This window comes from Coriobacteriia bacterium (assembly GCA_013336165.1).
In the GTDB taxonomy this organism is placed as follows: domain Bacteria; phylum Actinomycetota; class Coriobacteriia; order Anaerosomatales; family JAAXUF01; genus JAAXUF01.
The window spans coordinates 16,426-40,830 of the sequence record JAAXUF010000014.1 but is presented as its reverse complement, the minus strand read 5'-3'; the positions used below and the strand labels follow the sequence as shown (position 1 = coordinate 40,830).

General features: G+C 61.5%; 25 protein-coding genes. 14 read left to right on the top strand and 11 right to left on the bottom strand.

Features of this window, described 5'->3' with window-relative positions:
- The 3 genes from HGA39_08675 to HGA39_08665 all read left to right on the top strand — a co-directional run.
- Positions 1 to 86 (top strand): IS3 family transposase (locus tag HGA39_08675; protein NTW29418.1); only part of this gene is annotated, 86 nt, incomplete at its 5' end.
- Positions 87 to 647: 561 nt separating this feature from the next.
- On the top strand, positions 648 to 2,210 hold the full coding sequence (locus HGA39_08670; protein ID NTW29417.1) for a glycosyltransferase: 1,563 nt from the start codon (positions 648 to 650) through the stop codon (positions 2,208 to 2,210).
- 1 nt (position 2,211) lies between these two features.
- Complete coding sequence (locus HGA39_08665; GenBank protein NTW29416.1) at positions 2,212 to 2,841, top strand: NAD(P)H-binding protein; 630 nt, start codon at positions 2,212 to 2,214, stop codon at positions 2,839 to 2,841.
- Here HGA39_08665 and HGA39_08660 read toward each other — a convergent pair.
- Both HGA39_08660 and HGA39_08655 read right to left on the bottom strand, forming a co-directional pair.
- The gene (locus HGA39_08660; GenBank protein NTW29415.1) at positions 2,835 to 3,848 is read right to left on the bottom strand and encodes a hypothetical protein; all 1,014 of its coding nucleotides are present in this window, start codon (positions 3,846 to 3,848) and stop codon (positions 2,835 to 2,837) included. The two genes, HGA39_08665 and HGA39_08660, sit on opposite strands and share 7 nt — an antisense overlap.
- Positions 3,849 to 3,928: 80 nt before the next feature.
- Positions 3,929 to 4,627 carry a TMEM165/GDT1 family protein gene (locus tag HGA39_08655; protein ID NTW29414.1) on the bottom strand — a complete coding sequence of 233 codons (699 nt, stop codon included), beginning with the start codon at positions 4,625 to 4,627 and terminating at the stop codon, positions 3,929 to 3,931.
- A 213-nt stretch (positions 4,628 to 4,840) separates the two neighbouring features.
- Between HGA39_08655 and HGA39_08650 the strand changes: the two genes are divergently transcribed.
- A complete protein-coding gene (locus HGA39_08650) occupies positions 4,841 to 6,052 on the top strand; it encodes a 4Fe-4S binding protein (GenBank protein ID NTW29413.1) in 1,212 nt (403 codons plus the stop codon).
- 91 nt (positions 6,053 to 6,143) lie between these two features.
- Here HGA39_08650 and HGA39_08645 read toward each other — a convergent pair whose 3' ends face one another.
- Positions 6,144 to 7,472 (bottom strand): glutamine synthetase, encoded by a 1,329-nt coding sequence (locus HGA39_08645; protein ID NTW29412.1) that lies wholly within the window; start codon positions 7,470 to 7,472, stop codon positions 6,144 to 6,146.
- A gap of 133 nt (positions 7,473 to 7,605) precedes the next feature.
- Between HGA39_08645 and HGA39_08640 the strand changes: the two genes are divergently transcribed.
- The 4 genes from HGA39_08640 (at position 7,606) to trxA (ending at position 11,667) form a co-directional block, all read left to right on the top strand.
- Positions 7,606 to 9,198 carry an FMN-binding glutamate synthase family protein gene (locus tag HGA39_08640; GenBank protein ID NTW29411.1) on the top strand — a complete coding sequence of 531 codons (1,593 nt, stop codon included), beginning with the start codon at positions 7,606 to 7,608 and terminating at the stop codon, positions 9,196 to 9,198.
- Between the two features lie 271 nt (positions 9,199 to 9,469).
- Positions 9,470 to 10,243: a heliorhodopsin HeR gene (gene heR, locus HGA39_08635; protein ID NTW29410.1), complete on the top strand. Its 774-nt coding sequence runs from the start codon at positions 9,470 to 9,472 to the stop codon at positions 10,241 to 10,243.
- A gap of 58 nt (positions 10,244 to 10,301) precedes the next feature.
- On the top strand, positions 10,302 to 11,270 hold the full coding sequence (locus tag HGA39_08630) for a cation transporter (protein NTW29409.1): 969 nt from the start codon (positions 10,302 to 10,304) through the stop codon (positions 11,268 to 11,270).
- Positions 11,271 to 11,349: 79 nt separating this feature from the next.
- The gene (gene trxA, locus HGA39_08625; GenBank protein ID NTW29408.1) at positions 11,350 to 11,667 is read left to right on the top strand and encodes a thioredoxin; all 318 of its coding nucleotides are present in this window, start codon (positions 11,350 to 11,352) and stop codon (positions 11,665 to 11,667) included.
- A 10-nt stretch (positions 11,668 to 11,677) separates the two neighbouring features.
- Here the strand turns inward: trxA and HGA39_08620 are convergent, their stop codons facing one another.
- From HGA39_08620 to HGA39_08590, 7 genes are all read right to left on the bottom strand, one after another.
- The gene (locus HGA39_08620) at positions 11,678 to 12,358 is read right to left on the bottom strand and encodes a phosphatase PAP2 family protein (protein ID NTW29407.1); all 681 of its coding nucleotides are present in this window, start codon (positions 12,356 to 12,358) and stop codon (positions 11,678 to 11,680) included.
- Entirely contained in the window at positions 12,325 to 13,494 is a 1,170-nt protein-coding gene (locus HGA39_08615; protein NTW29406.1) for an N-acetyltransferase, read from the bottom strand. Before HGA39_08615 ends, HGA39_08620 begins: the two co-directional genes overlap by 34 nt.
- Positions 13,495 to 13,503: 9 nt before the next feature.
- Positions 13,504 to 13,968 (bottom strand): hypothetical protein, encoded by a 465-nt coding sequence (locus HGA39_08610; GenBank protein NTW29405.1) that lies wholly within the window; start codon positions 13,966 to 13,968, stop codon positions 13,504 to 13,506.
- Positions 13,969 to 14,051: 83 nt separating this feature from the next.
- Positions 14,052 to 14,501 carry a hypothetical protein gene (locus HGA39_08605; protein ID NTW29404.1) on the bottom strand — a complete coding sequence of 150 codons (450 nt, stop codon included), beginning with the start codon at positions 14,499 to 14,501 and terminating at the stop codon, positions 14,052 to 14,054.
- A 129-nt stretch (positions 14,502 to 14,630) separates the two neighbouring features.
- On the bottom strand, positions 14,631 to 15,821 hold the full coding sequence (locus HGA39_08600) for a HAMP domain-containing histidine kinase (protein ID NTW29403.1): 1,191 nt from the start codon (positions 15,819 to 15,821) through the stop codon (positions 14,631 to 14,633).
- Entirely contained in the window at positions 15,821 to 16,495 is a 675-nt protein-coding gene (locus HGA39_08595) for a response regulator transcription factor (GenBank protein ID NTW29402.1), read from the bottom strand. The genes HGA39_08600 and HGA39_08595 overlap by 1 nt, the downstream gene beginning before the upstream one ends.
- A 118-nt stretch (positions 16,496 to 16,613) precedes the next feature.
- Entirely contained in the window at positions 16,614 to 17,186 is a 573-nt protein-coding gene (locus HGA39_08590; GenBank protein ID NTW29401.1) for a hypothetical protein, read from the bottom strand.
- A gap of 201 nt (positions 17,187 to 17,387) precedes the next feature.
- On the opposite strand from HGA39_08590, the gene HGA39_08585 reads away from it, so the two are divergent.
- The gene (locus HGA39_08585) at positions 17,388 to 17,885 is read left to right on the top strand and encodes a YqhA family protein (protein NTW29400.1); all 498 of its coding nucleotides are present in this window, start codon (positions 17,388 to 17,390) and stop codon (positions 17,883 to 17,885) included.
- Positions 17,882 to 19,126 carry a M28 family peptidase gene (locus tag HGA39_08580; protein ID NTW29399.1) on the top strand — a complete coding sequence of 415 codons (1,245 nt, stop codon included), beginning with the start codon at positions 17,882 to 17,884 and terminating at the stop codon, positions 19,124 to 19,126. Before HGA39_08585 ends, HGA39_08580 begins: the two co-directional genes overlap by 4 nt.
- A gap of 33 nt (positions 19,127 to 19,159) precedes the next feature.
- Here the strand turns inward: HGA39_08580 and tatA are convergent, their stop codons facing one another.
- Complete coding sequence (gene tatA / locus HGA39_08575) at positions 19,160 to 19,429, bottom strand: twin-arginine translocase TatA/TatE family subunit (GenBank protein NTW29398.1); 270 nt, start codon at positions 19,427 to 19,429, stop codon at positions 19,160 to 19,162.
- 245 nt (positions 19,430 to 19,674) lie between these two features.
- Between tatA and HGA39_08570 the strand changes: the two genes are divergently transcribed.
- The 4 genes from HGA39_08570 to HGA39_08555 all read left to right on the top strand — a co-directional run bounded on the left by HGA39_08570 (position 19,675) and on the right by HGA39_08555 (position 24,376).
- Positions 19,675 to 20,604: a polysaccharide deacetylase family protein gene (locus HGA39_08570; protein ID NTW29397.1), complete on the top strand. Its 930-nt coding sequence runs from the start codon at positions 19,675 to 19,677 to the stop codon at positions 20,602 to 20,604.
- A 202-nt stretch (positions 20,605 to 20,806) separates the two neighbouring features.
- Positions 20,807 to 21,616, top strand: coding sequence for a polysaccharide deacetylase family protein (locus HGA39_08565; GenBank protein NTW29396.1), 810 nt, complete (start codon positions 20,807 to 20,809; stop codon positions 21,614 to 21,616).
- 41 nt (positions 21,617 to 21,657) lie between these two features.
- Positions 21,658 to 22,614, top strand: coding sequence for a polysaccharide deacetylase family protein (locus tag HGA39_08560; GenBank protein ID NTW29395.1), 957 nt, complete (start codon positions 21,658 to 21,660; stop codon positions 22,612 to 22,614).
- A gap of 118 nt (positions 22,615 to 22,732) precedes the next feature.
- Positions 22,733 to 24,376: an STAS domain-containing protein gene (locus HGA39_08555; protein NTW29394.1), complete on the top strand. Its 1,644-nt coding sequence runs from the start codon at positions 22,733 to 22,735 to the stop codon at positions 24,374 to 24,376.
- Positions 24,377 to 24,405: the final 29 nt, after the last annotated feature.

The window sequence follows — 24,405 nt, the reverse complement described above, 5'->3', positions numbered from 1 at the left end:
GCTACTGGAACACCAAGAGGTACCAGCCGAAACTGAAAGGGCTGAGCCCGGAACAATTCCGGACCCAGTCCGTGGACGCCGCTTGAGACCCCTATTAAGCCGTCCAGCTTTTGGGGTCTAGTTCACAACCCCGGCTCCTCTTCTGTTGATGCTCAAGGCCCTATCCTTGTGCGATATTGACCGCGCGTGCGACCAGAACCGCTGCGACTCCGCGCCGAGGAGTACACGTCGCCACTGATGTGGGGGCTCTGGAGGTTTGCGGACAGGTTCCCTTGCATCTTGGCTCATTGATGCCCTCCGAGCTTCCAGATGTGCACAAATACATGTGGCATGTATACCCGCTCTCGCGCACGTACTGGAAGCAGGATGACCTCAGCTGGATTGTCCGGCTCCTATGGTCCGAGCCCCGCGCACCGTGCAAACAGGCAGTGAGGAGACGTTGTCGGTGCGTTTGCCGACGGAGACGAACCTTCCATCTGGTGCCCCCTATCCAGCTCAAGCTCTGGTTCGTTGTACTATGTGTGGGAACAATGATCCTTAGCGTGGTCAAGAGAAGCGAATCTGGCGGCGCGCATAATTCTGGGTACGCGACATCTCGGGGGGAGTGACCTTATGACGCTGACAGGTTTCGACATCAGGGGGAGGCAGTGACCCTCAGGCTTTCGGTAGTGATTCCCTCACTGAATGAGGCGCGCCATCTCCCAACGCTTCTGGACTCGCTCGATAGGCAGACGCGTCGGCCCGATGAGATCGTCATCGCAGACGCAGGCTCCACCGACGGGACGCTGCGTATCGCGGAAGCCCGCGGTATCTGCGTAGTCCCCGGTGGTCACCCTGGTCTCGGCAGGAATGCTGGGGCTGCGGCCACGAGCGGCGATCTGATCATGTTCCTCGACGCCGACACCGAGCTTGCCGATGCGTTCATCGCGTCGGTCGTTGCGGAATTCATCGAGCGTGGCTACTCGGCGGCGACTGCCCGTCCACAGCCGAGCGACCGGCGGCCGCATTATTTGGTTGCTTGCGGTCTGTGGAACCTCTACCAGTGGCTCACCCGGCACATTGCCCCTCACGCGTCGGGGTGCTGCATACTCGTGTGGCGCTCCATTCATGAGCGATTGGGCGGCTTCGACGAGTCCTTGGTGCTTGCCGAGGATCACAACTATGCGCGGCGCGTCGCGGAGATCGGCAAGTTCGGCGTGTTCACAAACGATGACATTATGGTTTCGATGCGCAGGTGGGAGGGGGAGGACTGGCTTCCTCTGGCCCGCAAGTACATCTACTCCGAGCGCCTCACGCTGAAAGGTACTCCGATTCGCGCGATCCCGTTCGAATACGCCTCCACCACCCTCGGCGAGGGTGAGGTGGATGCTCGGGCTGCCAGCGATGCGAGCCTGGTCCGGCGTCTCCAACGGATTCTGCAGAAGCCGTCTACGGAGGTGCAGGGCGACGCAATAGGCGCTCTCTCTGTGTCGGTGGTGGCGGGCGCTGTGATAACGCCCGTTCTGGCTTCTGTCGGTTTCGGTCCGGAAATCTACCTCTCGTTTGCAGGCGTAGCGCTCTTGGTCGCGGTGGTATCGGCATACGTGAGCCTGCGTAAGATGCGATTCGAGAGGCACTACGGTGAGTTCTTCGTGTCGTCACCGGTGGTCGCGAGCGACGATATCAGGGACGCGTCGGGCCGGACGCTCATCCGAAAAGGCGTTGACGAGGTGAGCGAACTGCATGTGATAAGCCACTTGGCGCGCATGTCCCAACTCAGCCGACAAGGTCTGGCAGGACGGTTGACGATCTCGCTTGATGCCCTTCGGGGGATGCGGGCCATGTCGGACGACATGGCAGATGCGTTTTACGCGGACACCAAATACGTTACAGCAAGGTCGGATCTCGTGGGGCTGCTCTTGAAGATGGGTTTTGATGAGGTACCGAATCCCCCGGAGCTCGACGTTGTGAACAGGGTGCAGAAACGGCTGCTTCTGCGCCGCATGGGCAAGCTGACCGGCAGAGACAGATCGTCGGATTTGGGGCGATTGAAGATGGCTCTGATCAGCAAAGAGAAGTTTGCTGGCGAAGAGTTCAAGGCGGCGTTGGACATACAGATAGACCGGGTCACTCGCGATCTGGAGCGCCTGCGACTGAAGACAACCCCGGTGGCGACGGCTCAGACGTCCGGATCGCTCCTGAGGGATTCGCTTCCAAGTGAGGGGTCCTAGCGTGCGGCTGCTGATCGCAGGTGCAAGCGGGCGGACCGGGTGTCTGCTGACGCAACTCGCGATAGTGCACGGGCACGATGTCACGGCGCTGGTTCGCGATGCTTCGCGTATCTCGCAAATGGGCGATCGAATGCGAATACTTGTCGGCGACGTCTTGGAACCCAGTACGCTGAAGGCGGCGATTGAAGGACAGGACGCGGTCGTGTCCGTGCTCGCGCCTAGGCCGCGCACGAGCGGACGCGTGTATGTCGAGGGTACGCGCAATCTTGCGGATGCGGCCGAGGGGGCCGGCGTACTCAGGATCGTGGTGGTCTCCGCCGAGGGGGCCGGGGTTGACCCCAAGGAGTTGGCCACAGGATACCGCCTCGTGCTGCGAATCCCCGTGGTGGCGAGACTATATCCGGACATCGCGAGGATGGAGGCCGAGTTGAGAGCGCGCGTCAATCTCGACTGGACTGTCGTGCGTCCGGCGATCCTGACGAATGGAAGACCACGCGGACGCTACAGGACCGCGGTCGGCGCTGTGGTCCGTGGCGGGCTGCGGATCTCGCGAGCGGATCTCGCCGAGTTCCTGCTCGATGCGGTGGAGAAGAGAAGTCACGTGCACGAGAGTGTGGCCGTCGCCTACTGACCCGATGTCCCCGTGCAGGGGATGTGACCCAGCTCGTCCCGATCGTTCATCACCTCGACGCCGGCTTGCCGACCGACGCCCTCGAACACGATGCGCGGCCGTCCGCCGCGCAGGTCGCGCAGCCGCACCTCGATGCTTCCGCCCAGCGACTCCGCGTCACGGCCCTCCATTGAGCCCAGTACAGGGGACTTGAGAATGAGAGTCTCGCAACCCCGTACGTGGACGTCGAGTTCCTCTCGCTTGTCGGCGAGCGTGATGCGCGCCTCGTTAGCGGCTGTCTCGATGCAGGTGAGTTGCGCGCCCGTGTACGTCGCGAACCTGTGCAGCTCGCCGTCGACAAGAAGGCCCGCAATGGTGCCGACAAACGCCCCCGTCAGCCACGGCACTTTGGCCACCGAGAGGGTGAGAGAGACTCTCGGGCGCCCGAAGCTGTTTGACTGTGCCCAGACCCACGAACTCGGGAAGCTGCGTCCCCAGTCTTTCTCGACATATCCGCGGCCACCGTCGAAGACGATCTGTTCGCCATCGATCGAAAGCGAGCCGGAGATTCCGTGATCCATCGACAGCACGCCGTGGTAGGTCTCCATACCAGGCACGAAACGGTACCATCCCATGATTCCGGGCGAGAATGTCGTGACCGGCCACGGCCGCCAGGGTTCGAACCGTAGCGCACCATGTACCTCGTGCACCCCGTCCTTGAGATTGAGCGTCATACCCTCGCTCGTGAAGGCATTGTCGCCGATACGGATATCGAATGGCGAGTTGGGGTCCGAGTTGAACTGCTCGGCGGGATAGGCGTAGTAGTGCGTCTCGCCGTTGGAGGGCATGATCTGAACGAAAGCGTGTTTTAGAGCACCGTCGGCCGAGTAGGAAATGCCCGGGATTACTGCGACGGTGTGGCGCTCCGCAGCGTCCACGTTCTTGAAGTACCAGCCCTCAAAATAGCGGCGACGTACCCCGGTGCCCTGGAAAGCCGCGGGATTCCATATGCGGTGCACGGGACTCAATTCTGCTCCAAAGGGACGACTTGGGTGATGAGTCTGGTGTACCCAAGAATGGGCGGGCGCAGTCCGCGGATGCGCCGTACCTAGGTTCCGAGCAGTGCCGACGCGATACTCGCGATGCCGAACAGCAGGAACAGCACACCGGAGATGCGCCGCATAAGCAGTTCAGGCATGTGTTTGCCCACAAGCCTGCCGATCGCGATGGCGATCGCATCCGCTATCACCATGCCGGTCGTCGAACCAAGCGTTACCGCCCAGAAGCGGCCAACTTGGCTGACGTTGTCGGGGGAGCCCACGGTCGAGAGCCACTGCTGCACGGCAGGCCCAGCGTCTTTGAGGGTGTTCAGAAGTGCCGATCCCGGGTCAACGGCGATTGCCAGCGTCATGATCTGCGTCTTGTCGCCTAATTCGGCGAAGAAGAACGCGATCGTGGTAGCGATGATCGGACCGAAGCGAACCCCCTTGTCCGCCTCGGCGTCCTCGACTTTGTCTCCGCGTAGCGTCCACACACCGAAGCCGATGAACATCAGTCCCGTTATCCAAGGAATCACGCCCGCAGGTATGGCCGAGCCGACGAGTTGGCCTGCGAGCGTGGTGAAGAAGTGCACCACGAAGGTCGCAATGAAGATGCCGATGAGTACCTGCCATGCCTTGTAGCGTGTCGCTAGGATCAAGGCGAGGAGCTGGGATTTGTCCGCCAACTCACCGATCATGATCAGGATGAGCGCCACAAGGAAGATATAGGTCACGCTTTGAACCTCTCGGCATTTCGGCGGAGTCATCAGACTCACTCGGCGGGCGGCTCACGGAGCCTACGCCATCGGCGTTCTGCGGGTCAATACTCGAGGGCGTCGGTGCGCAATTCGACGCTTTCGGCCTTCGTCGCCAGTTCACAGCTTGCGCGCCAGCCATTCACACAGTGTTCATAGGCCACCCATATCGTTAGGGCTAAGATTCGGAGCGCAGTGTCCAAGAACGCAACGAAAGGGCCGACGATGACCTACGAGCGTAGTGACCGCACAGCACAGAAACGATCGCGCTGGCTGAGGTGGGGCGTGTTGGGTGTCGTACTCGTCGGCCTGACCGCGATAGTCACGGCACATCAGTACGTGAGCGGCTTTGCCAAGCCTCCCGGAGTCGACGCTCTTTGCCCGTTTGGTGGAATTGAGACGCTCTTTTCCCTGTTGACGGGTGCGGGAGTCATCCAGCGTGTCGCGGTGAGTTCGGTGATCCTGCTCATTGGATCGCTCGCCATCGCTCTGGTCTTCCGCCGTTCCTTCTGCGGCCAGATTTGCCCGCTCGGCACCCTACAAGGAGCATTCGGCTCTCTGGGAAGAAGAGTGTTCAAAAACCGTCCCCACATACCACCGAAAGTGGATCGGATTGCGCGCTGGCTCAAGTACGTAGTGCTAGCCGTCTTCGCGATCTGGACTTGGAGGGCGGCCGAACTCGTCATGCGCCCCTACGATCCTTGGGCGGCTTGGGCGCACATCACGTCAGCGGAGCTCTTCACGGACCTGGCTGTTGGCGTTGCGGTGCTCGGCGTCTCTCTGGTCGGGTCCATTGTCTACGACCGCTTCTTCTGCAAGTACCTGTGCCCGATGGGTGCGGTGCTCGGCGTGTTCTCCAAGATCAGCCTCTTTGGCATCAAGCGTGACGCCGATACGTGCATCGGCTGTAAGCGCTGTGACAAGGCGTGCCCGATGAACATCATCGTCTCTGAGGCCGACACAGTGAAGTCGTCCGAATGCATTTCGTGCAACGAGTGCGTCAATGCGTGTCCTGCGGCTGGCGCGCTCGTCATCAAAGCGCCGAGAGGGCGCAAAGCCTCCCCACTGTTCATGACAGGCATGGTCACTCTGGCCATAGCCGCTCTCATCGCGGTAACGACAATGACAGGGCAGTTCGATTGGCGCTTGCCATCGCTTGCAGAGGCGATCAACGCCAGTCAGACGACCAGCGGGTCAGGAGGCGCTTCCACCGATCCTTCCAGCGGCGTTACCTCAAGCTTCGACACCTCTCTTATCAAGGGATCCACCTCGATGCAGGAGATCATTGATGCCACCGGTATTCCCGCGGCAGCATTCACGGATCGATGGGGTGTTCCGGCATCCGACCTCGGCAAGTCTATGAAGGACATCAAGACGAAATACGTTTTCGAACCCGAAGACGTGCGACTCTGGGTCGAGGAGAAACTGGCCAAGTAGTCCCCACGTTCGGCGAGCCCACGTGCGTCGCCGCCCACCGTTCCCCGGAGTTCTGAGATTCGCCTCCGCGGGAACGGTGGAGCTGCGACTACTACAGCAACGGCAGATACGATTCCAGCTCCCACGACGTGACGCGTGTCCGGTACTGATGCCACTCCATCCGCTGGTTGCGAACAAGCCAGTCGATGACCGGGGCGCCAAGCGTCTCACGCATGAGTTCGCTGCTTTCGAGCGCGTCAGTGGCCGAGCGCAGGTTCTCGGGGAGCTGCCCGATTCCGTGTGCCGTACGCTCGCTGTCAGTCATCTCATAGACGTCGTCCACGACACCAGCCGGCAATTCGAGTTTGCGTTCTATGCCATCAAGACCGGCCGCCAGCATCACGGCAAAGGCGAGGTACGGGTTGCACGCCGGATCGGGCGAACGCAACTCGATGCGGGTCGCCTTCTCTTTGCCCGGTTTGTACATCGGAACGCGCACGAGCGCCGAGCGGTTCCTGTGTGCCCAGCAGATGTAGACGGGTGCCTCGAAGCCCGAGACCAGCCTCTTGTACGAGTTGACCCACTGGTTTGTGACTGCCGAGAACGCAGGAGCATGATGAAGCAGTCCCGCCATGTAGTGCTTTGCAGCCGCGGAGAGGTGATACTCGTCTGCTGGATCGTGAAACGCGTTGCGATCTCCCTCAAAAAGCGACTGGTGTACGTGCATTCCGCTGCCCGCCTCGCCAAACATCGGCTTGGGCATGAATGATGCGTACAGCCCATTGAGTTGTGCGACTTCCTTGACGACGATCTTGTAGGTCATGACGGCGTCGGCCATTCGCAGGGCCTCGTCATAGCGGAGGTCGATCTCGTGTTGACTGGGGCCGACCTCGTGATGGCTGTACTCAACGCGAATGCCGAAATCTTTGAGAGAGCGCACGGTCTGCTTGCGCAGGTCGACCGCGAGATCGCGCGTCGTCATGTCGAAATAGCCGCCCCGGTCGAGCAGTTCGGTGCTCGTGTCATTTTTGAAGTAGTAGTACTCGAGCTCCGGGCCAACGTAGAAGGTGTAGCCCTTTTCGGCCGCCTTTTTCAGCACGCGCTTAAGCACGTAGCGCGGATCACCCTCGTACGGCGTGCCATCGGGCCTCACGATGTCGCAAAACATCGTGGCCACCAACTGGCCGTCCTGGCGCCAAGGCAGGATCTGAAGCGTTGTGGGATCGGGGAGCGCGATCATGTCGGACTCCTGGATACGGGCGAAGCCTTGGATCGACGAGCCATCGAAGCCCATACCTTCAGTGATGGCTGTCTCGAGTTCGTCCGCAGTGATGATGAACGTCTTCAGGAAGCCGAGAACGTCTGTGAACCAAAGGTGAATGAACTCGATGTCCTTCCCCTTGATCGACGCAATCGCATCTGACCGAAGCTGCTGCGGCATGATTCGCATCCTTCCATATGTTTCGGACTTATTTCGAATATATTTCTGAGATATTGCGTACCTGACCAAAATGCAGCATAAATGCGATACACGCAATCCGTGCGAATCCGGAATGAGAGAAGGGCATAGTTCCATGAATCTGCAATGTCCAAGCGGCAATGATGCAACACAGACGGCGAATCGCTCCAAGAACGTTGTTCCGGGCTCGGGTCTTTGTAGCCGCTGCCTTGACGGATGCCGCGGCAACTGCGAGGTATTCAAGGCTTCCTTTCGCGGTAGAGAGGTCATCTACCCGGGTCCGTTCGGCGAAGTGACGGCCGGCGGGGACAAGGATTACCCGATCGACTACTCGCACCTCAACATCATGGGATACGCCCTGGGAGCAAAAGGTCTTGCCGAGGGAGTGGAGGGCAATCCTGATAACACCCTGTTCCCGATGGTCGACACCGAAACCGAGTTCGGCTACACGAACAAGGTGAAAATGCGCACGCCGATCTTCACGGGCGCGCTCGGATCCACAGAAATCGCTCGCAAGAACTGGGAGAATTTCGCGATCGGCGCCGCGATCTCAGGAATCTCGATCGTGTGCGGCGAGAACGTTTGCGGCATCGACCCTGGCCTCGAGCTTAGCAGCAAGGGCAAGGTCACCAAGGCTCCCGACATGGAGCGCCGCGTCGAGTTGTTCCGCCGCTACCAGGAGGACGGCTACGGCGACATTCTCGTCCAGATGAACGTCGAGGACACCCGTCTCGGCGTTGCCGAGTACGTCGTCGAGAAACTCGGCGTGACTACGATGGAATTGAAGTGGGGACAGGGTGCCAAGTGCATCGGCGGCGAGATCAAAGTCAACAACATCGAGCGCGCCCTTGAACTGCAGGCACGCGGATACCTTGTGACGCCCGACCCATCCGATCCGGCCATTCAGGCCGCATACAAGGACGGCGCGATTCGTCAGTTCGAGCGTCACAGCCGCCTTGGTTTCGTTGACGAGGAGTCGTTCTACAACGAAGTCCAGCGCCTGCGCGATCTGGGAGCCCAACGGGTGACTCTCAAGACGGGCGCTTACCCGATGCGCGAACTTGCCATGGCCATGAAGTGGGCCAGCAACGCCAAGATCGACCTTCTCACCATCGATGGCGCGCCCGGCGGCACCGGCATGAGCCCGTGGCGGATGATGGAGGAGTGGGGCGTTCCGACATTCTATCTGCAGAGCATGGCCAACCAGCTCGCCGAGAAGCTTGCGCAACAGGGGGCCTACGTTCCCGACATCGCCATCGCGGGCGGGTTCTCCACCGAAGATCACGTGTTCAAGGTCCTGGCGCTTGGGGCACCGCACACCAAGGCGGTCTGCATGGGCCGGGCGCTGATGATCCCGGGGTTTGTCGGCAAGAACATCGAAGTGTGGATGAAGGAGCAGGACCTTCCGAAGTCCATCTCGGCATTTGGGGGCACGAAGGAGGAGATCTTCGTCACGTACGAGACCCTCAAGGCTAAGTACGGTGCGGAAGTCGACAAGTTCCCGCTGGGAGCGATCGCTGTCTACACGTATTCCGACAAGATCAGGGTCGGCCTCCAGCAGCTGATGAGCGGTTCACGCAACATGAGACTGGATACTATCAGTCGCAGTGATCTCATGGCCCTGACCCGGGATGCTTCCGAGGTCTCAGGGGTTCCCTACGTCATGGACGCCTATCGCGATGAGGCTATGCGCATAATCGAAGGCTAGAGGGCGTCTCAGTCAGAATCGCGTGAGGACCCTTTTCCCCGACAGGGAGAAGGGTCCTCACGATTCCTCCACACACAAGGCATAGGTAGCCCACACGCAAGACACGAGGCATCCATCAGGGTGTTGCATGATGAACTCAGTTCTTCTCTCCCTCTCCTTCTTGCATTACACGGAAGCCCGCTCTGGCAGAAGCGGGCTTTTGTGTGTCCGGAGTCCGTTTCGCAGTTAGGCAGAGGGCTGCTGGGGTAGTCACTCTCCGACACGGATTCCGATGGAAGGGGACCAAGTGGCTAATGAGCGGCAGTTCAGACGTCTGAGGTCATACAACTTCGTGATGGGCCTGTTTCATCTCGGGCAGGGTATTGCAATCGTCGCGCTCTCCAACAGCTTCAAACTGCCGATAACAGCCAGCTTCCTAGCAGGCCCTCCCGGTACGCCTCCGGGCGCGCCGAAGGTCCTCTTCGAGGTTCCGCTGGGGCTGGCGGTCGCGGCTTTCATATTCCTGTCGGCGTTGGCGCATTTCATCATCGTCTCACCAGGGGTCTTCGACTGGTACGTGAAGAACCTGAAACGCAATCGCAATTACGCCCGCTGGATCGAGTACTCGGTATCTTCGTCGCTCATGATGGTGCTCATCGGTCTGTTGCCGGGCGTCTTCGACATCGCGGCAATCATCGCGGTGTTCGGCGCCAACGCATCGATGATCCTCTTCGGCCTGCTCATGGAGCACTACGAAGAACCAGGCAGGCCCAATTGGATGCCGTTTATCTTTGGGTGTATCGCCGGAATCGTGCCTTGGCTTGCATTGGGCGTGTATCTCTGGAGCCCGGGTTCCACGGTACATGCGCCAGGCTTCGTCTACGCTATCTTCATTTCGATGTTCCTCTTCTTCAACAGTTTTGCGATCAACATGGTCCTGCAGTACAAGAAGATCGGCCGGTGGCGCGACTACATCTTCGGGGAGTACGTCTACGTCCTACTGAGTCTGGTCTCGAAGTCCTTGCTCGCTTGGCTGGTTTTCGCGAACACCCTGATACCGACGTAGGCCTCCTTCGCGATCTGCTACCGTGCGATAGGTATTTAGTGCATCATAATGAGATCGTATGACGACCTTTCTACGGGGGGCAGGCGTGGGGTATTCGCGTGTTGTTGGTGCCGGCCAGGGCGCGCGGCGCGTCAGGGACATCCGGCGCGTACTCTGGGTAATCCTGATTCTGAATATCGCGGTGGCGCTGGCCAAGTTGTTCTGGGGCATCTTCACCAACTCGGACGCCATGCAGGCCGATGGTTTCCATTCGCTTTTCGACGGGGCCAGCAACGTCGTGGGACTCGTGGGAATGGCGTTTGCGGCGCGTCCGGCCGATGAGGATCACCCCTACGGCCACAGCAAGTACGAGACGTATGCATCCGCTCTCATCGCCGGAATGCTCGTGCTCGCGGCCTATCGTATCGGCTCGAGCGCCGTCGCGCAGATTGTCGGGGGTGGCGAGTCCCCACGGGTCGATGTCGGTTCCTTCGTCGTGATGATCGGCACGCTTGCCGTGAACATCTTCGTCACCACATGGGAGCGGCGAGTCGGCAAGAAGCTCGGCAGCCAGATACTCGTTGCCGATGCGAGCCACACCGGCTCCGATGTCTTGGTCAGTCTCGGCGTCATTGTGTCGCTGGTGCTGGTGAAGTTCTTCCATCTGCCGCTGGCGGACCCGATTGTCGCGCTTCTGGTGGCGCTCGCGATCGTCTACACGGCATGGGGAGTATTCAAGCAGGCCAGCAACACACTCTCCGACTCGGCGCGCATTCCGGTTGCCGAGATCTGCGCTGCGGTCATGAAGGTTCCTGGGGTTCTGGGCTGCCATCACATCCGGACTCGCGGTTCCGAGGCAGAGGTGTACGCGGACCTGCACATCCAGGTCGACTCGTCCAAGACGGTGGCCGAGGGGCACGAGATCGCCGAGACGGTCGAGCGCATGCTGGTCGAGTCGTTCGACCAGATCGCCGACGCCATCGTGCACCTGGAGCCTTACGATGAGTATCAGCAGGCCAAGACGGCCCAAGAGATGCCGCCAAGTTGACCGGCCTCTTGCGTGCGATATACCCCGTAGGGTATCCTTCACCAAGGAGTTCTTTCTTGAACGCAGGGAGGCACAACAAATGAGCAGTGCAATTGACGTTACCGCCGCAACTTGGGATGCCGAGGTCACGAATTCCGCGGTTCCCGTGGTCGTTGACTTCTGGGCAGCGTGGTGTGGTCCGTGCCGAATGGTGGCGCCTGAGATCGACAAGCTCGCCGAGCGCAGCGCGGGCGCGGTCAAGTTCGTAAAACTCAACATCGACGAAAACCATGATCTTGCGGTTCGATACGACGTCATGAGCATTCCGACGATCGCGAAGTTCGAGGCCGGTAAGATGACGGCAAGAGTAGTCGGAGCCCGCGGGGCAGACGATCTGAGCAGGGAACTGAAGCTGTAGGCCGTGTGGGCTAGAGAGGCATTCTGAAGAAGCGTTTGAGCGGATTCAACAGAGTGCCGACCGTCCATTCCCGCCACACGAAGTACGACAGAAGCGGTCCTCCCACGATGTCGATTGAGTAGTGTGAGTGGGAGAGAAGCAGCGACAACCAAGTGATGCACGCTAACGCCAGAACGATGCGGCGCAGATTAGGCGCGAGCTTGGGATCGATGATCAGGAAGCAGAGCAGTGCGCAGGCGGCGTGCCCTGAAGGGAACATGCCGTTTTGGATGAGAGGGACGAGCCCGAAACGTTCACCGTTCCCGTGGGCACTGGCAAGTGGGGTGAGTACCATGATGAGTGCTCGCAGCGTGTACATCGTGCCGAACATCGCGAGGAAGCTGGGGAACTTCTCGGGGACTGTTCGCAAGGAATAGAACGCCGCCAAGGCGATGGCGCTGAACAGGGCGATATCCGTGGTGTACTGGCACGTGTCGAAGTACGGCAGCGTTTCGAAGAGCAGGTCGCGAGGCGTTGGGCGATCGGGGAAATGGCCGGCGATGAAAGCACTCATCAAGAACGAGAAGAGCAGAGACAGCACCAGGAATGTCAACCCGGCCGCCGCCCGGCCAACCCACCGGGGGTCTCGGAAGATGGAACCGTGAGTCTCCGGGCCGCTCAGGACTCTAGGCTTCGTTCGTAGATGCGCCATGTCTTGTATCGCCGTCCTCCGACATACTGTGACGGCCGCAGGATCAGGTCGTTGTCCTCTAGGAGCAGAGAGGCTTCGATCGTCTTGTAGCCGCGTGTGACCGCATACCGATACGTCTCGTCGAAGAGGAGCGCATCGATACCGGCCATCCTGTAGCCGGGTGCGATTCCGAAGAACATGAGCCGAACCCTTGGGATGTGCCGCCGCATCGCCAGCAATCGCGCCAAGCGCACGGGGTCAGAATCGCCGAGAAGTCCCCACCGTGGCCGCAGCGCCCAATTGGGATCCGGGAAGGCGCCGAGACTGGCAACGACCTCATCGTCGACTGTGGCGAAGCGGATGAGTCCCGGGTCAACGATGGGCCTGAGGGTATCGGCGACCGTATCGGCCTCCTCTGGCGTCACCGGGAGGAAGCCCCAGTTGTTGGCCCATGCGCGGTTATAGACATCGATGATGCGCCCGACCTCGGCATTGAAGTCCTTCATGTTAACGGTGCGCGTCTGCACGTGACTGCGTTCGCGCACGGCATCTGCGACAGCCGCCAGGCGCTCGGCGGGCACGGTTGCCATGTCAACTATGTACGCATGGTAGTCCTTGACCTTGGAAAGACCCCAGCGTTCGAGGAACTCCCCATAGAATGGCGGGTTGTGTGTGCAGTCGACGGTAGGTGGCGTGTCGAAGCCGTCGATGAGGACACCCTGGCGCTCATGGGTCGCATTCGAATACTCGCCGGGGCCGCGCATGGCTGTCATTCCCCGGGCTGCGATCCAGTCACGCGCGGCATCAAGGAGCGCAGATGCGGCCTCGTAGTCGTCCTCGACCTCGAAGAAACCGAACGAGCCCAGCGCCGAATACGCTCCGTAATAGTCGTTGAAGCGTCTGTTGATCGCAGCGGAGATCCGGCCAACGGCCTTGCCGCCGCGTCGCGCCAGGAAGTGCGTGACCTCGGCATGCTTGTGATAGGGGTGCGCGGCGGTCAGCAGGCCCTTGGTGCCCAGCAGCCGGTTGCCGAGAAGATCTGCGTTGAGTGGTGGTGTCCAGTAAGGATCGCCTCGGTAGAGGCGCCAGGGGAGCAGCGCGAACTCCCGTATGCGCACATCTCCGAGCCCGAACTCCTCGATGCTGAGAGACTGCATGTGCGGCTCCTAGCCGTGGTGGTGCGTACCGGCGAAGTGCTGGTGAGCCCATGCCTCCTGAGCCGGTATGTTGAAGCCGATCGCGAAGAGGAAGAAGTGGGCGACCGACTCTCCCAGGAACCTGAAGCGCACATGCAGATCTTGCACCAGGGCGTCGTTGTCTGCAAACGATGCGAGGTAGTTCTTGAATCCGCCGAACTCGCGATCCGTCACGATCAACTCGCCTGCGTTGGCGATCGTGGCCTCGATCTTCTTCCTATTGCGCACGACGTGCGTATCCGACATCAGGCGTTCGACGTCGTCCGGGTGGTAGGCGGCGACTTTCTCGGGATCGAAATCGTTGAAAGCTTCGCGGATGCCGTCCCATTTTGCCTCGATGACCGCCCAGCTGATCCCCGAACTGAACACGGCTCGCGACATGGCGTCGAGGTAGTCCGAAAGAGAAACCGGGGTGATGCGTGCGGGTGCGTTCATGGAGGCTCCTCTCGGCGGGCGCTGGCTAGATCTACATACCCGTTGGGCGCCTCCACGCTTGATGACAGGCCGGGAGCCTCAGGTCATGTCGGTCGTCGAGTGGGCGTATCCTTCTTGGACGGAGCGAAGACGGCGCGCCAGAAGATTCTGTCGGCGATCAACAGAGCAGCGCCGACACCGATGTAGATCGCTCCGAGTATCCCGGCCTCGATCAGACCCGGATTCACGAACACGTGCCGCAGCGCGATGCCACTTCCGATCATGGTGCCGATAAGCAGCCAAGACTTCGCCGAGAAGAAGCCGAAGAACGTCCCGCGCCCGCGCTCCTGAATGCGGATCACAGCCTTTCGGGCGACGCGCTTGAGCAGCAGTCGGGCCTTGACCGCGCCGAGCACGAGCCCTGCGGCAAGTGCCCAAACGTCCCAGCGCGGAGTGCGTGCGTATAGAGTGCCACGGGAGAGCAGAACCGATGCGCCGACAAGCCACATGGATGCAGCGGCCACCAGCTGTGTTCGAACGCCGACGCGGAACATCGCAGGCCTCTTCTAGGAGATAAAGATATATCGCGAATGTGTCGTGATGGTAGCAACGTCAGCGCCAACAGGCAAGTCGAGCAGCGTCTAGGACACGACGGTAGACCCCCGGCGACTCTCATGCGGTCGTTACAAGAACCGAGCCGCAGCCGCAGGGGGCGCGGATCGCGCCAGCCGGAAACCGACCACAGTCTGACGACCCGGCTGGCTTGTGGCGAAGACCTCGCCGCCGTGGTCTTCTACGATGCGCCGAGTGATCGCGAGTCCAAGCCCGGCGCCGCCCGTGTGTGCAGCCCTAGCCGTGTCGGCCCGGTAGAGGCGCTCGAACACGTAGGGCAGATCCCGGGCGGGGATACCCTCGCCGGTGTCGGTGACCCGTATCTCCGCTTGGCCGTCGGGCAATGCTTCGATCGACGTTACGACGGTGCCGTCCGTCGTATGGCGCACAGCGTTGGAAAGTAGGTTGCGCAGCACCTCGGACAGGCGCAGTTCGTCGCCGGTGACCCACACGGCTGAACTCTTCCCTGCAAAGGATACGCGCGTACGCGCCGGTGCCCCGGCCGCTGCGCGTTCCGTCTCGCGCCTGACCAACTCGGCGAGGTCGATCGTGTGCATCGTGTAGCGCAGCCGCCCGGCTTCAGCGGTCGCGAGCACCTGCAGATCGTCGACGAGGGCCGAGAGGTGCTGCAAGTCCTCGACGAGCGAGTTCAGTCTGGCAGGGTCGGCAACCAGGACACCGTCGGCCATGCCTTCCGCTTGGGCGCGGGCGGCGGCGATGGGGTTGCGCAACTCATGGGAGACGTCGGCCACGAGCCGCTGCCGCAGGCCCTCGGCTTCCTCGAGCGAGCCGGCCATCCGGTTGAACGCAGCTCCGAGCGCTGCGACTTCCGAAGGCCCCGACACCTCCGCGCGATGGTTTAGCTCGCCTCGCGACAGGCCCTCGGCTGCGGTTTGCAGCTTGCCGAGCGGACGGCTCATGTGCCGCGCGAGCAACACCGCGACCACACCGGCGACGACGATTGCCGCAAGCGCCCCGATGATGACGCTCGTGTCGACGGTCGAGAGGAACGTGTTCTCGGCGGCGCCGAGCATCATCTTGCCCATGCCTCCGCCGCCCAACCCCGATCCCGAACCAGAGCCCGCGCCCGCACCAGCGCCCGTGCCGGTTCCGGCAGCGGCGGTCGCGAGATAGGCATCGAATGCCGCGGCGAGCGTGCTGCGAGTGATCAGCCCGACGGCGAGTACGGAGCCGAGTGCCACTGAGAGTACCGACAGGAAGACCTGCAGTCCAAGGTTGATGCGTGGGAATCGACGGCTCATCACGCCTCCAGTTTATAGCCGACGCCGATCACGGTGCGGATGTAGCTGGGATGACGCGGATCGTCGCCAAGCTTCCTGCGGATGTTCTTCACGTGGGCGTCCACGGTACGCTCATAGCCCTCATATGCATCGCCCGACGCCGCTTCGAGCAGCTGCAGACGGCTGTAGACCCGGCCCGGGTGGGCCGCCAGCATCGCTAGGATGTCGAACTCGGTGCGGGTGACATCTGCGACCTGGTCGCCCACGCGTACTTCTCGGCGATCTCGATCGATTGTGAGGTCGCCCACGGAGATGACCGGAGCCGGTGCATTCGAGCGCTCACATCGGCGAAGCACGGCCTTGACCCGCGCAACGACTTCGCGCGGGCTGAACGGCTTGGTGATGTAGTCGTCGGCGCCGATTTCGAGCCCCACGAGCCGGTCGACCTCGTCGCTTCGCGCAGTGACGAGAATCACTGGGATGCCGTCGGCCTGGAAGCGCCGGGTGAGCTCGAGTCCGTCGATACCCGGCAGCATGATGTCGACGAGCGCGAGGTCGGGGCGGTGGGAAGCTGCCGCTTCGAGTGCCGATGGGCCATCGGTCGCCGTGATCGCGGTGAAGTGGTCGGCTCGCAGGTATTCGGCCAGCACCGAGACGATCTTCGTATTGTCATCGACCACAAGTATGGTTGTCATGGTGCCGCTTCCCGAGTTGTCGATACCGTCATTCTAGTATCCCACTTACGTGGTGCTTACCGTATACGAACGGGACGAGCGCTTGCGCGCTCGTCCCGCGATGCTGCTCCCGTCAGGGTTACTTGCAGACTCCCGTTCCCAGTCCGCGACCCATGCCGCCAGCGCCGTTACCGGCACCGCTACCGGCACCGCTACCGGCACCAAGACCGGTACCAAGACCGGTACCAAGACCGGTGCAGCTGGTGTTCACGGTCTCGATGCGATCGGCAAGCCGAGTCTGCATCTGGGCCAGTGCCGCGTCAGCCTGAGCCTGGGTGATCGTGCCGGCAGCAAGCTGCGCGGCGACGGCCTGCTCGCGGACCTTGAGCGCCTCGGCTACGACGACCGAAGAGTCAACGCCGTTTGCCTCGGCGATCTGTGCCATTGTCTTGCCGGCCTGGCGGTCGGCGACGATGGCGTCCGTGCTCTTACCGGTCAGCTTCGCGACGATGTCGAGAATCCGTCCGCCTGCATCGCGCATTGCCGAGCCCATGTGCATGGCCAGGTTTGCGCTTGGTGCGACCGCCGTTGCTCCGGCGACGGGCTGGTTCGCAGCGGGAGCCGGTGCAGCGAAGCCTGAGACGGCGGTGCCGAACACGAGCCCGGCCACGGCGACTCCTGCAATCGCTGCGAAGATGCGTTTCTTGTTCATGGTGTGCCTCCTTCTAGATCAGGTTTGGTTTTGCCTACAACAAGAAGATGACCTCGCGGGGTGAATACCGTGTGAATGTGCAGCGGGGAGGCGATGAACGCCCCGCCGCGGCGTGATGACGGTATCATGAGCGTTATATGGCGCCGCGAAGCGGTACGAGCGAAAGGCTGCGAGAACATGGCGGAACGGGAGACATCAGTGGTGCGCAGGGTGCTGGGTTGGTCGCGGTATCTGATCGGCGTGCCCGTGGTCGCGCTGTTCTTGGGAGCCGTCACGCTCATAGCGGTCGGCGCGGTCGATACCGTGCGCGTGATCATCGAGATTGTTCGCGGTGAACTTGCCGAGAAAGAGGCCGTACTCGAGTTTATCTCGCTGGCCGACGTGTTCCTGCTCTCGACCGTGCTCTACATCATTGCGATGGGCTTCTACGAACTCTTCATAGACGATCGGCTGGTCCTGCCCAAGTGGCTTGAGATCCACGATCTCGATGACCTCAAGGAGAAGCTGGTCGGCGTTGTGATCGTGGTGCTTGCAGTGCTGTTTCTCGGCATCGTGATCAAGACCGAGAATCCCGCCGAGCTCCTGCATCCCGGGCTGGCGATCGCTGCGGTGGTTCTGGCGCTTTCCGCATTCCTGTGGCAGATGACGAGGCATGGGAAGGGCGCGGCGAATCCCAAGGAGGAAGGCGAAGAAGCGTGAGCGAACCGCTGGCCGAGCACATCGCCGGGTACCTTAGCGAACTGACGGCGTATCCGGACCGGCATGTCGGCGGCCCCGGTAACTTGGCTGCGACGGCGTTCTTCGCCGAGACGGTCGCGCGCTTGGGCTTCGAGGTTCGACGCAGCACCTTCGCCTGCATCGAGTGGGAGCGCCACGATGCGGTATTGGCCGCGGGTGACGAGCGTTTCGATGTGCGCGTTGGACCGTACTCGCTTCCGTGCGACGTAACCGCTCCGCTGGTGGCGGTGACCTGCGTGGAGGGGCTCGAGTCCGATGCGATCCGAGGAGCGATTGTCCTTCTCCACGGCGAGATCGCGCGAAGTCAGGTCATGCCCAAGAACTTCCGGTTCTACAACCCAGCGAGCCACCAGCGCATTATCCGTGCGCTTGAGCGGTACGCACCCGCCGCCGTGATCGCCGCGACCGGCCGAGACCCGCAGATGGTGGGCGGCCAGTACCCGTTCCCGCTCTTTGAAGACGGCGACCTCGACGTCCCGAACGCCTACATGACAGATACCGAAGGTGGGCGCCTTCTGGCGTGCGTGTCGGAATCCGCCTCCGTCGTATCGCTGTGTCTTGACTCCGGCCGCATTCTGGCGAGCGCCGAGCACGTGGTCGCAACGCTGCCGGGAGACTTGCCGGGCCGCATTGTGGTCTCTGCCCACATCGACAGCCGTGAAGGCTCACCCGGTGCGCTGGACAATGCAAGTGGCGTTGCGGTGTTGCTCGGCGTTGCGGAGTTGCTCGCGGCCGACCGTCACCGCTCCGGGCCAACGATCGAGATCATGCCGTTCAATGGCGAGGACAACTACGCCAACCCCGGCGAGATCCTGTGGGTCGAGGAGAATGACGGCCGGTTCGACGACATCATCCTCGGGATCAACGTCGACGATCTCGGCATGCGAGATTCGCTCAACCATGTGTCGCTCTACGGCTGTCCGCCCGACATCGCCGAGACAGTGCGCCGTCTGATCGCGGGTAGCCCTCACTTCGCCGAGGGGCCGCAGTGGTTCCAGGGCGATCACTCGATTCTCGGCCTGTATGGGCGCCCGGCTATCGCGCTCGCGTCGAGTGAGATAGCAAGCTTCATGGCCAACTATGCGCACACCGAGCGCGACACGCTCGATCTTGCGGATTCTCGGCTGATCGTCGAGGCCGCGTGGTTCGTGCGTGATGTTGTGAACGGAGTCGGGGAGGCGTTGGCCGTCCAGCGCGGATAGGATTCCGACAGCGGCGCCTGAGGTACTGCCGGACTACACCTTCGCGGGAGCCTCGGGTTCAGCTGCCGTGGACGCATCGGCGGCTTCTGCAGGTGCAGAGACTGCGCTCTCTGCGGGTTTCGCCACGTTCTCGACGGATTCTTGCGTTGCTTTGACGTCCTCAGTCATGTCGGCGACGCCTTCGCGGAACTCCTTGGCTGTCTTGCCGAACATCTTGCCGAGCGCCGGAAGCTGCTTGGGGCCGAAGATGAGGAGGGCGATGACGAGAATGATGATCAGTACCTGCGGTTCGAAGAGCTTCATGATTCCTCCGAGAGTGGTTCCTTCAGTCGTCCTTTGGCCAAGTCTACAACGGAATTGACCGCGGTGCAGTGGCTGGGCTCTTTGCATCAAGCAAAGGGGATGCCTTTCGCATGGAGAGCCGTGTCCTTTGCTTCTGTTGAGTGACGCCAAATTTCGCTATCATGATAGATTGCACGGGAAGTGTGTTGTTTCGGCGAATTTCGTATGGACCACATGTCGGAACGGTTCTTGCAGAGAAGGGTTTCATGAAGTCGTTGAGTCGCAAAAGAATGCAGGTTGTTGTCCTGCTGCTGGCAGTCGGCGCCGTCCTCGTGACAGCCGGTTGTCTGCGCGTGCTCGGCTCTTCTTCGCAGAAGGCGGAAGACCCCCAGTCCCTATCAAGCTCAGGCATGGATTCTCACAAATCGTCGAAAGAGGCGCCCGCCGAGGCGCCTGTCGCTCCGGTTGCGGTAATGCCCGCGCCGTTTGCCGCCTTCTCAAGCGTTCCTTTGACATCGAGTGTCGGTCCGTCGGCATCGATCGGTGTGCCGATCCTCATGTACCACGAGTTCGGTACGCCTCAGAAAGCATCTGATTCTGAGCTGTTCACCCGCCAAAACGACTTCGTCGCCCAGCTTCGCTACCTTCAGTCCAATGGCTACCACGCCGTCACGCTGCAGCAGGTCTACGACTGCTGGTACGGGAAGGGGACTCTCCCGTCGAAGCCGGTGGTCATTTCGATAGACGACGGAAACGACTCCGCGTTTATGTTCGCTGCGCCGCTCTTGAAAAGCATGGGCTGGCCCGCTGTGCTCAATATGATTACCGGCGACAAGCCGGGTGCAACCCGCATGGAGGCCTCCAAGATCCGTGCTTTGATCGCTGACGGCTGGGAGATCGACTCGCACTCTGTGACTCACCCTGACCTGAACAAGATCTCTGCGAGTCAACTTACTCATGAACTGACTGAGTCGCGGCGCCTGCTCCAGGAGCAATTCGGCGTGCCGGTCAATTTCTTCTGCTATCCCTCAGGAAAGTACGACGCGACCACGGTCGCGGCCGTGCGCGCTGCGGGATACCTTGGGGCAACAACGTGCAACAAGGGTATTGCGAAGAGCGCGGATCCATATAGACTCACGCGAGTGTATGTTTCCGGCGGGATGACCATGACCACTTTCGCGGCGTCCCTTCGATAAACCTCGGCGTGATCGGAACGTATTGATGGCGAGGCGCGCTTCATACAGGAAGAACTCTGCCAGGCAGGCAACTCGGCGAAAGGTTCAATTCGCGGCGCTGCTGCTTGTCGTGTTTGCAGCGCTCATTACCGCTGGTTGTCTGGGAACGTTCTCCCACAGGGACGTGGCACGCAACGCGCAAGCCACACCGGAGTCTTCTGCTGTGGAACCGGTCAACTCATCCGAGACGTCCTCGGCGATCAAGCCGACTCCCGCTCCGATTGCTCCCGCCCTTCCGATCGCGACGATGCCCGCACCCATTGCCTCGCTTGAGAACTTGCCATCCGTGTTGAGTATCGGCCCTTCGCCGGCGATCTCAGTCCCCATTCTCATGTACCACGGGTTTGGCACACCCCCGGCGAATGAATCGTATCCCGACATCTACGTGCGCGCTGACGAGTTCGTCGCGCAGCTTCGCTATCTTCAGTCCAACGGCTATCAGGCGGTCACGCTTCAACAGGTCTACGACTGCTGGTACGGGAGTGGGATGTTGCCGGCCAAGCCCGTGGTGATCTCGGTTGACGACGGGTTCGCGTCGGACTTCTCGATCGCCGCGCCTCTCATGAAGAGCATGGGCTGGCCCGGCGTCCTCAACCTCATCGCAGGTGAAACGACGGGTACCACGAGCATGGACCTGGCCGAGGTTCGGGCTATGATCGCCGCCGGCTGGGAGATCGACTCGCACACGATTCGCCATCCCGATCTGACCACGGTCTCCGCGGCACAACTTGCGCGCGAGACCGCTGAGTCACGCCGACGGCTTCAGGAGATGTTCGGCGTGCCGGTCAACTTCTTCTGCTATCCCGCAGGCAAGTACAACGCCGCTACGGTTGCCGCAGTGCGCGCCGCCGGGTATCTCGGCGCGACAACGACACAACCCGGCCTTGCGAAAAGCGCAGATCCTTATACTCTGAAAAGGGTAAGAGTTACCAGAGGAGAGAGCATAAGCGCGTTTGCGGCCTCTCTGAAGTAGCAAGGTTCTTGTGTGGGTGGTGCGAACCGAGAAGAGGGCCGGTGAAACGGATCTCTCGGCACGAAATCGAGCTTGCGGTGTTGCTGGCGGGCGTCGTTGTTGTCCTGATGGTGGCGGGATGCCAAGGGGTGTTTTCCGATAGCGGCATACCTGCGCGCAAGGCGCCCGAAGCAGCGACGCTCGTGCTTGAGCCTGCCGATGAACCTTTGAATTCCACCGAAGCATCGGCCATTGTCGAACCGCCCTCCGCCCCAATTCTGCCCGTTGCGGAAATGCCCGCTCCGGTCGCGGCTTTCGAGGCGGTTCCTCCATCCTCGAGCATCGGCCCTTCCGCTGCGATCGCCGTGCCTATCCTTTATTACCATGCGTTTGGCACGCCGCCCTCCAATGAGATGGCGCCGGAAATCTATGTGCGCACTGAGGAGTTCGTTGCGCAGCTCCGCTATCTGCAGTCCGCCGGATATCATGCTGTGACGCTTCAGCAGGTGTACGACTGCTGGTCCGGGCAGGGCACTCTGCCGGAGAATCCCATCGTGATCTCGATCGACGACGGGTTCGAGTCAGATTTCACCATCGCAGCGCCGCTCCTGAAGAGCATGGGCTGGCCGGCGTGTCTCGCCCTCATTGCAGGGGAGACCCCGGGGACTACGAGCATGGACGTGGCTCAGGTCAGGGCGCTCGTCGAGGCCGGATGGGAGATAGACGCCCATACAATCCATCATGTCGATCTGACCAAGGTTTCTTCGGAGCAACTCACGCGCGAGGTCGCCGAGTCCCGGCGGCGGCTACAGGAGATGTTCGGCGTGCCCGTCAACTTCTTCTGTTATCCGTATGGGAAGTTTGACACCAGGGTAGAGACTGCTGTGCGCGCCGCCGGGTACCTCGGGGCAACGAGCATACAGTTCGGCTTCGCGAAGAGCATAGAGCCCTACAAGCTCAAGCGGATATGGGTTGGCAGGGGCGAGAGTATAAGCACCTTCGCCGCTTCGCTGAAGTAGACGAGTACCCGTTGTCGGTGACGCATTCGTAACCAACCCGTGACCGACCGCAGCCGTAGCGGGCCTCGCACTCTGGTACGATTGCAGGCCATCCCACTGCAGCGATCCTTGGAACAACGTGCCTTCGTTCATTGAAGCGTGGCGCGCCGGACTCTTCCGACGCGGCAATATCATGCAAAACGTGCTTGCCGGCGTCATCGTGGGCATTGTCGCTATGCCGCTGGCTATGGGGTTTGCGATCGCGTCCGGCGCGAAACCCGAGCAGGGCCTCTACACGGCGCTCATAGCCGGAGTGATCGTGACCCTGTTTGGCGGCAGCCGCGTCCAGATTGCCGGGCCTACAGGTGCCTTCGTGGTTCTGCTCGTCGGTATCACCGCGAAGTACGGCTACTCCGGATTGCAGATCGTGACGATGCTCGCCGGCGCGATGCTGCTTCTCTTCGGCCTTGCACGTCTCGGCGGGGTGATTCGCGTAATCCCCGAGTCGGTCATCCTCGGATTCACGGCCGGAATTGCCGTCGTGATGTGGGTCGGCCAGTGGCAGAACTTCTTCGGTCTGCCACAGGTTGCGAACGGAACGTTCCTTGAGCATCTCGCCCGTCTCATCGCGGTGCTGCCACAGCTGCATCCGGCCACGACTGCGCTCGCGGTTGCCGGTGTCGTCATCGTGGCCCTGTGGCCGAAGATTCCGGTGGTGGGAGAGATACCCGGACCACTGGTTGCCCTCGTGGTGGGGACCGGTTTTGTCGCGCTGGTGCATCCGGACGGCGTGGCGACGATCGGCTCTGCGTTTGGCGGCATTCCGCGGGGCCTTCCTCCTCTGACGATCCCGCATACCACGCTCTCCACGGTGACGCAGCTGCTGCAGCCGGCGTTCGCGGTGGCGCTTCTCGGCGGCATCGAGTCGTTGCTCTCGGCGACGGTCGCCGATGGCATGACGGGGCAGAAACACGATGCGAACCAGGAGCTCATCGGCCAGGGGCTCGCCAACATGGGCTCGGGGCTCTTCGGCGGGTTTGCGGCGACAGGGGCCCTCGCGCGCACCGCAACCAACGTGCGGCACGGCGGCAACAGCCCGCTCGCGGGCATCGCTCACGCTGCCGTGCTCGCTTTGGTGCTGGTGGCGCTTGCGCCGCTTGCCGCCTACGTGCCGCTTGCGACGCTGGCGGCGGTGCTGTGGGTCGTCGCGTACAACATGAGCGATCTCGGGCGCCTTGTGCGCACGGTGCGCCGCGCCCCTAAATCCGATGTGGGCGTCATGCTCGTCACCTTCGTGCTGGCGGTATTCGCCGACCTGTCGCTGGCCGTGGAGGTCGGCGTCGTTCTGGCGCTGCTCAACCTGTTCCGCCGGATGATCTCGGCGGTTGAGGTTCGCACTCTCGAGGGCGGTGAACTCGCCGAGGGAAGATCGCGCCGCGTGCCGCACGGCGTGCTGGTCTACAGCATCGATGGCCCCTTCTTCTTTGGTGCGGTCGAGGAGTTCGAGGGCGCGTTGGCGCACACGAAGACCGATCCGAATGCCATCGTTCTTGACCTCTCCCGCGTGCCGTTCGTCGACCTGTCGTCGATCGTCGCGTTGCGCGAGGCCGCCGAGAGGTTTCATGCTCGCGGCGTCACCGTGATCCTGTGTGGCGCGAACGCCTCCGTCGCCGAGAAGCTCGAGCGCGCCGGCATCATGGGAGACTTCGGCCTGTCTGCGACAGAGACGCTCGACGAGGCGCTCGACGCCGTTGAGGCGGCGGTGGCTGGAACCCCAGCTTGAGAGTTACAATCGGGCCAACCTACGGGAGA

What these genes read in the sequence shown, in the direction of transcription:
- trxA (NTW29408.1), top strand. Translation starts at nt 11,350, where the DNA reads ATGAGCAGTGCAATTGACGTTACCGCCGCAACTTGGGATGCCGAGGTC.
- HGA39_08650 (NTW29413.1), top strand. Translation starts at nt 4,841, where the DNA reads ATGACCTACGAGCGTAGTGACCGCACAGCACAGAAACGATCGCGCTGG.
- HGA39_08590 (NTW29401.1), bottom strand. Translation starts at nt 17,186, where the DNA reads ATGAACAAGAAACGCATCTTCGCAGCGATTGCAGGAGTCGCCGTGGCC.
- HGA39_08645 (NTW29412.1), bottom strand. Translation starts at nt 7,472, where the DNA reads ATGCCGCAGCAGCTTCGGTCAGATGCGATTGCGTCGATCAAGGGGAAG.
- HGA39_08620 (NTW29407.1), bottom strand. Translation starts at nt 12,358, where the DNA reads ATGGCGCATCTACGAACGAAGCCTAGAGTCCTGAGCGGCCCGGAGACT.
- HGA39_08600 (NTW29403.1), bottom strand. Translation starts at nt 15,821, where the DNA reads ATGAGCCGTCGATTCCCACGCATCAACCTTGGACTGCAGGTCTTCCTG.
- HGA39_08595 (NTW29402.1), bottom strand. Translation starts at nt 16,495, where the DNA reads ATGACAACCATACTTGTGGTCGATGACAATACGAAGATCGTCTCGGTG.
- HGA39_08630 (NTW29409.1), top strand. Translation starts at nt 10,302, where the DNA reads ATGACGACCTTTCTACGGGGGGCAGGCGTGGGGTATTCGCGTGTTGTT.
- HGA39_08640 (NTW29411.1), top strand. Translation starts at nt 7,606, where the DNA reads ATGAATCTGCAATGTCCAAGCGGCAATGATGCAACACAGACGGCGAAT.
- HGA39_08615 (NTW29406.1), bottom strand. Translation starts at nt 13,494, where the DNA reads ATGCAGTCTCTCAGCATCGAGGAGTTCGGGCTCGGAGATGTGCGCATA.
- HGA39_08605 (NTW29404.1), bottom strand. Translation starts at nt 14,501, where the DNA reads ATGTTCCGCGTCGGCGTTCGAACACAGCTGGTGGCCGCTGCATCCATG.
- HGA39_08655 (NTW29414.1), bottom strand. Translation starts at nt 4,627, where the DNA reads ATGACTCCGCCGAAATGCCGAGAGGTTCAAAGCGTGACCTATATCTTC.
- tatA (NTW29398.1), bottom strand. Translation starts at nt 19,429, where the DNA reads ATGAAGCTCTTCGAACCGCAGGTACTGATCATCATTCTCGTCATCGCC.
- HGA39_08610 (NTW29405.1), bottom strand. Translation starts at nt 13,968, where the DNA reads ATGAACGCACCCGCACGCATCACCCCGGTTTCTCTTTCGGACTACCTC.
- heR (NTW29410.1), top strand. Translation starts at nt 9,470, where the DNA reads ATGGAAGGGGACCAAGTGGCTAATGAGCGGCAGTTCAGACGTCTGAGG.
- HGA39_08570 (NTW29397.1), top strand. Translation starts at nt 19,675, where the DNA reads ATGAAGTCGTTGAGTCGCAAAAGAATGCAGGTTGTTGTCCTGCTGCTG.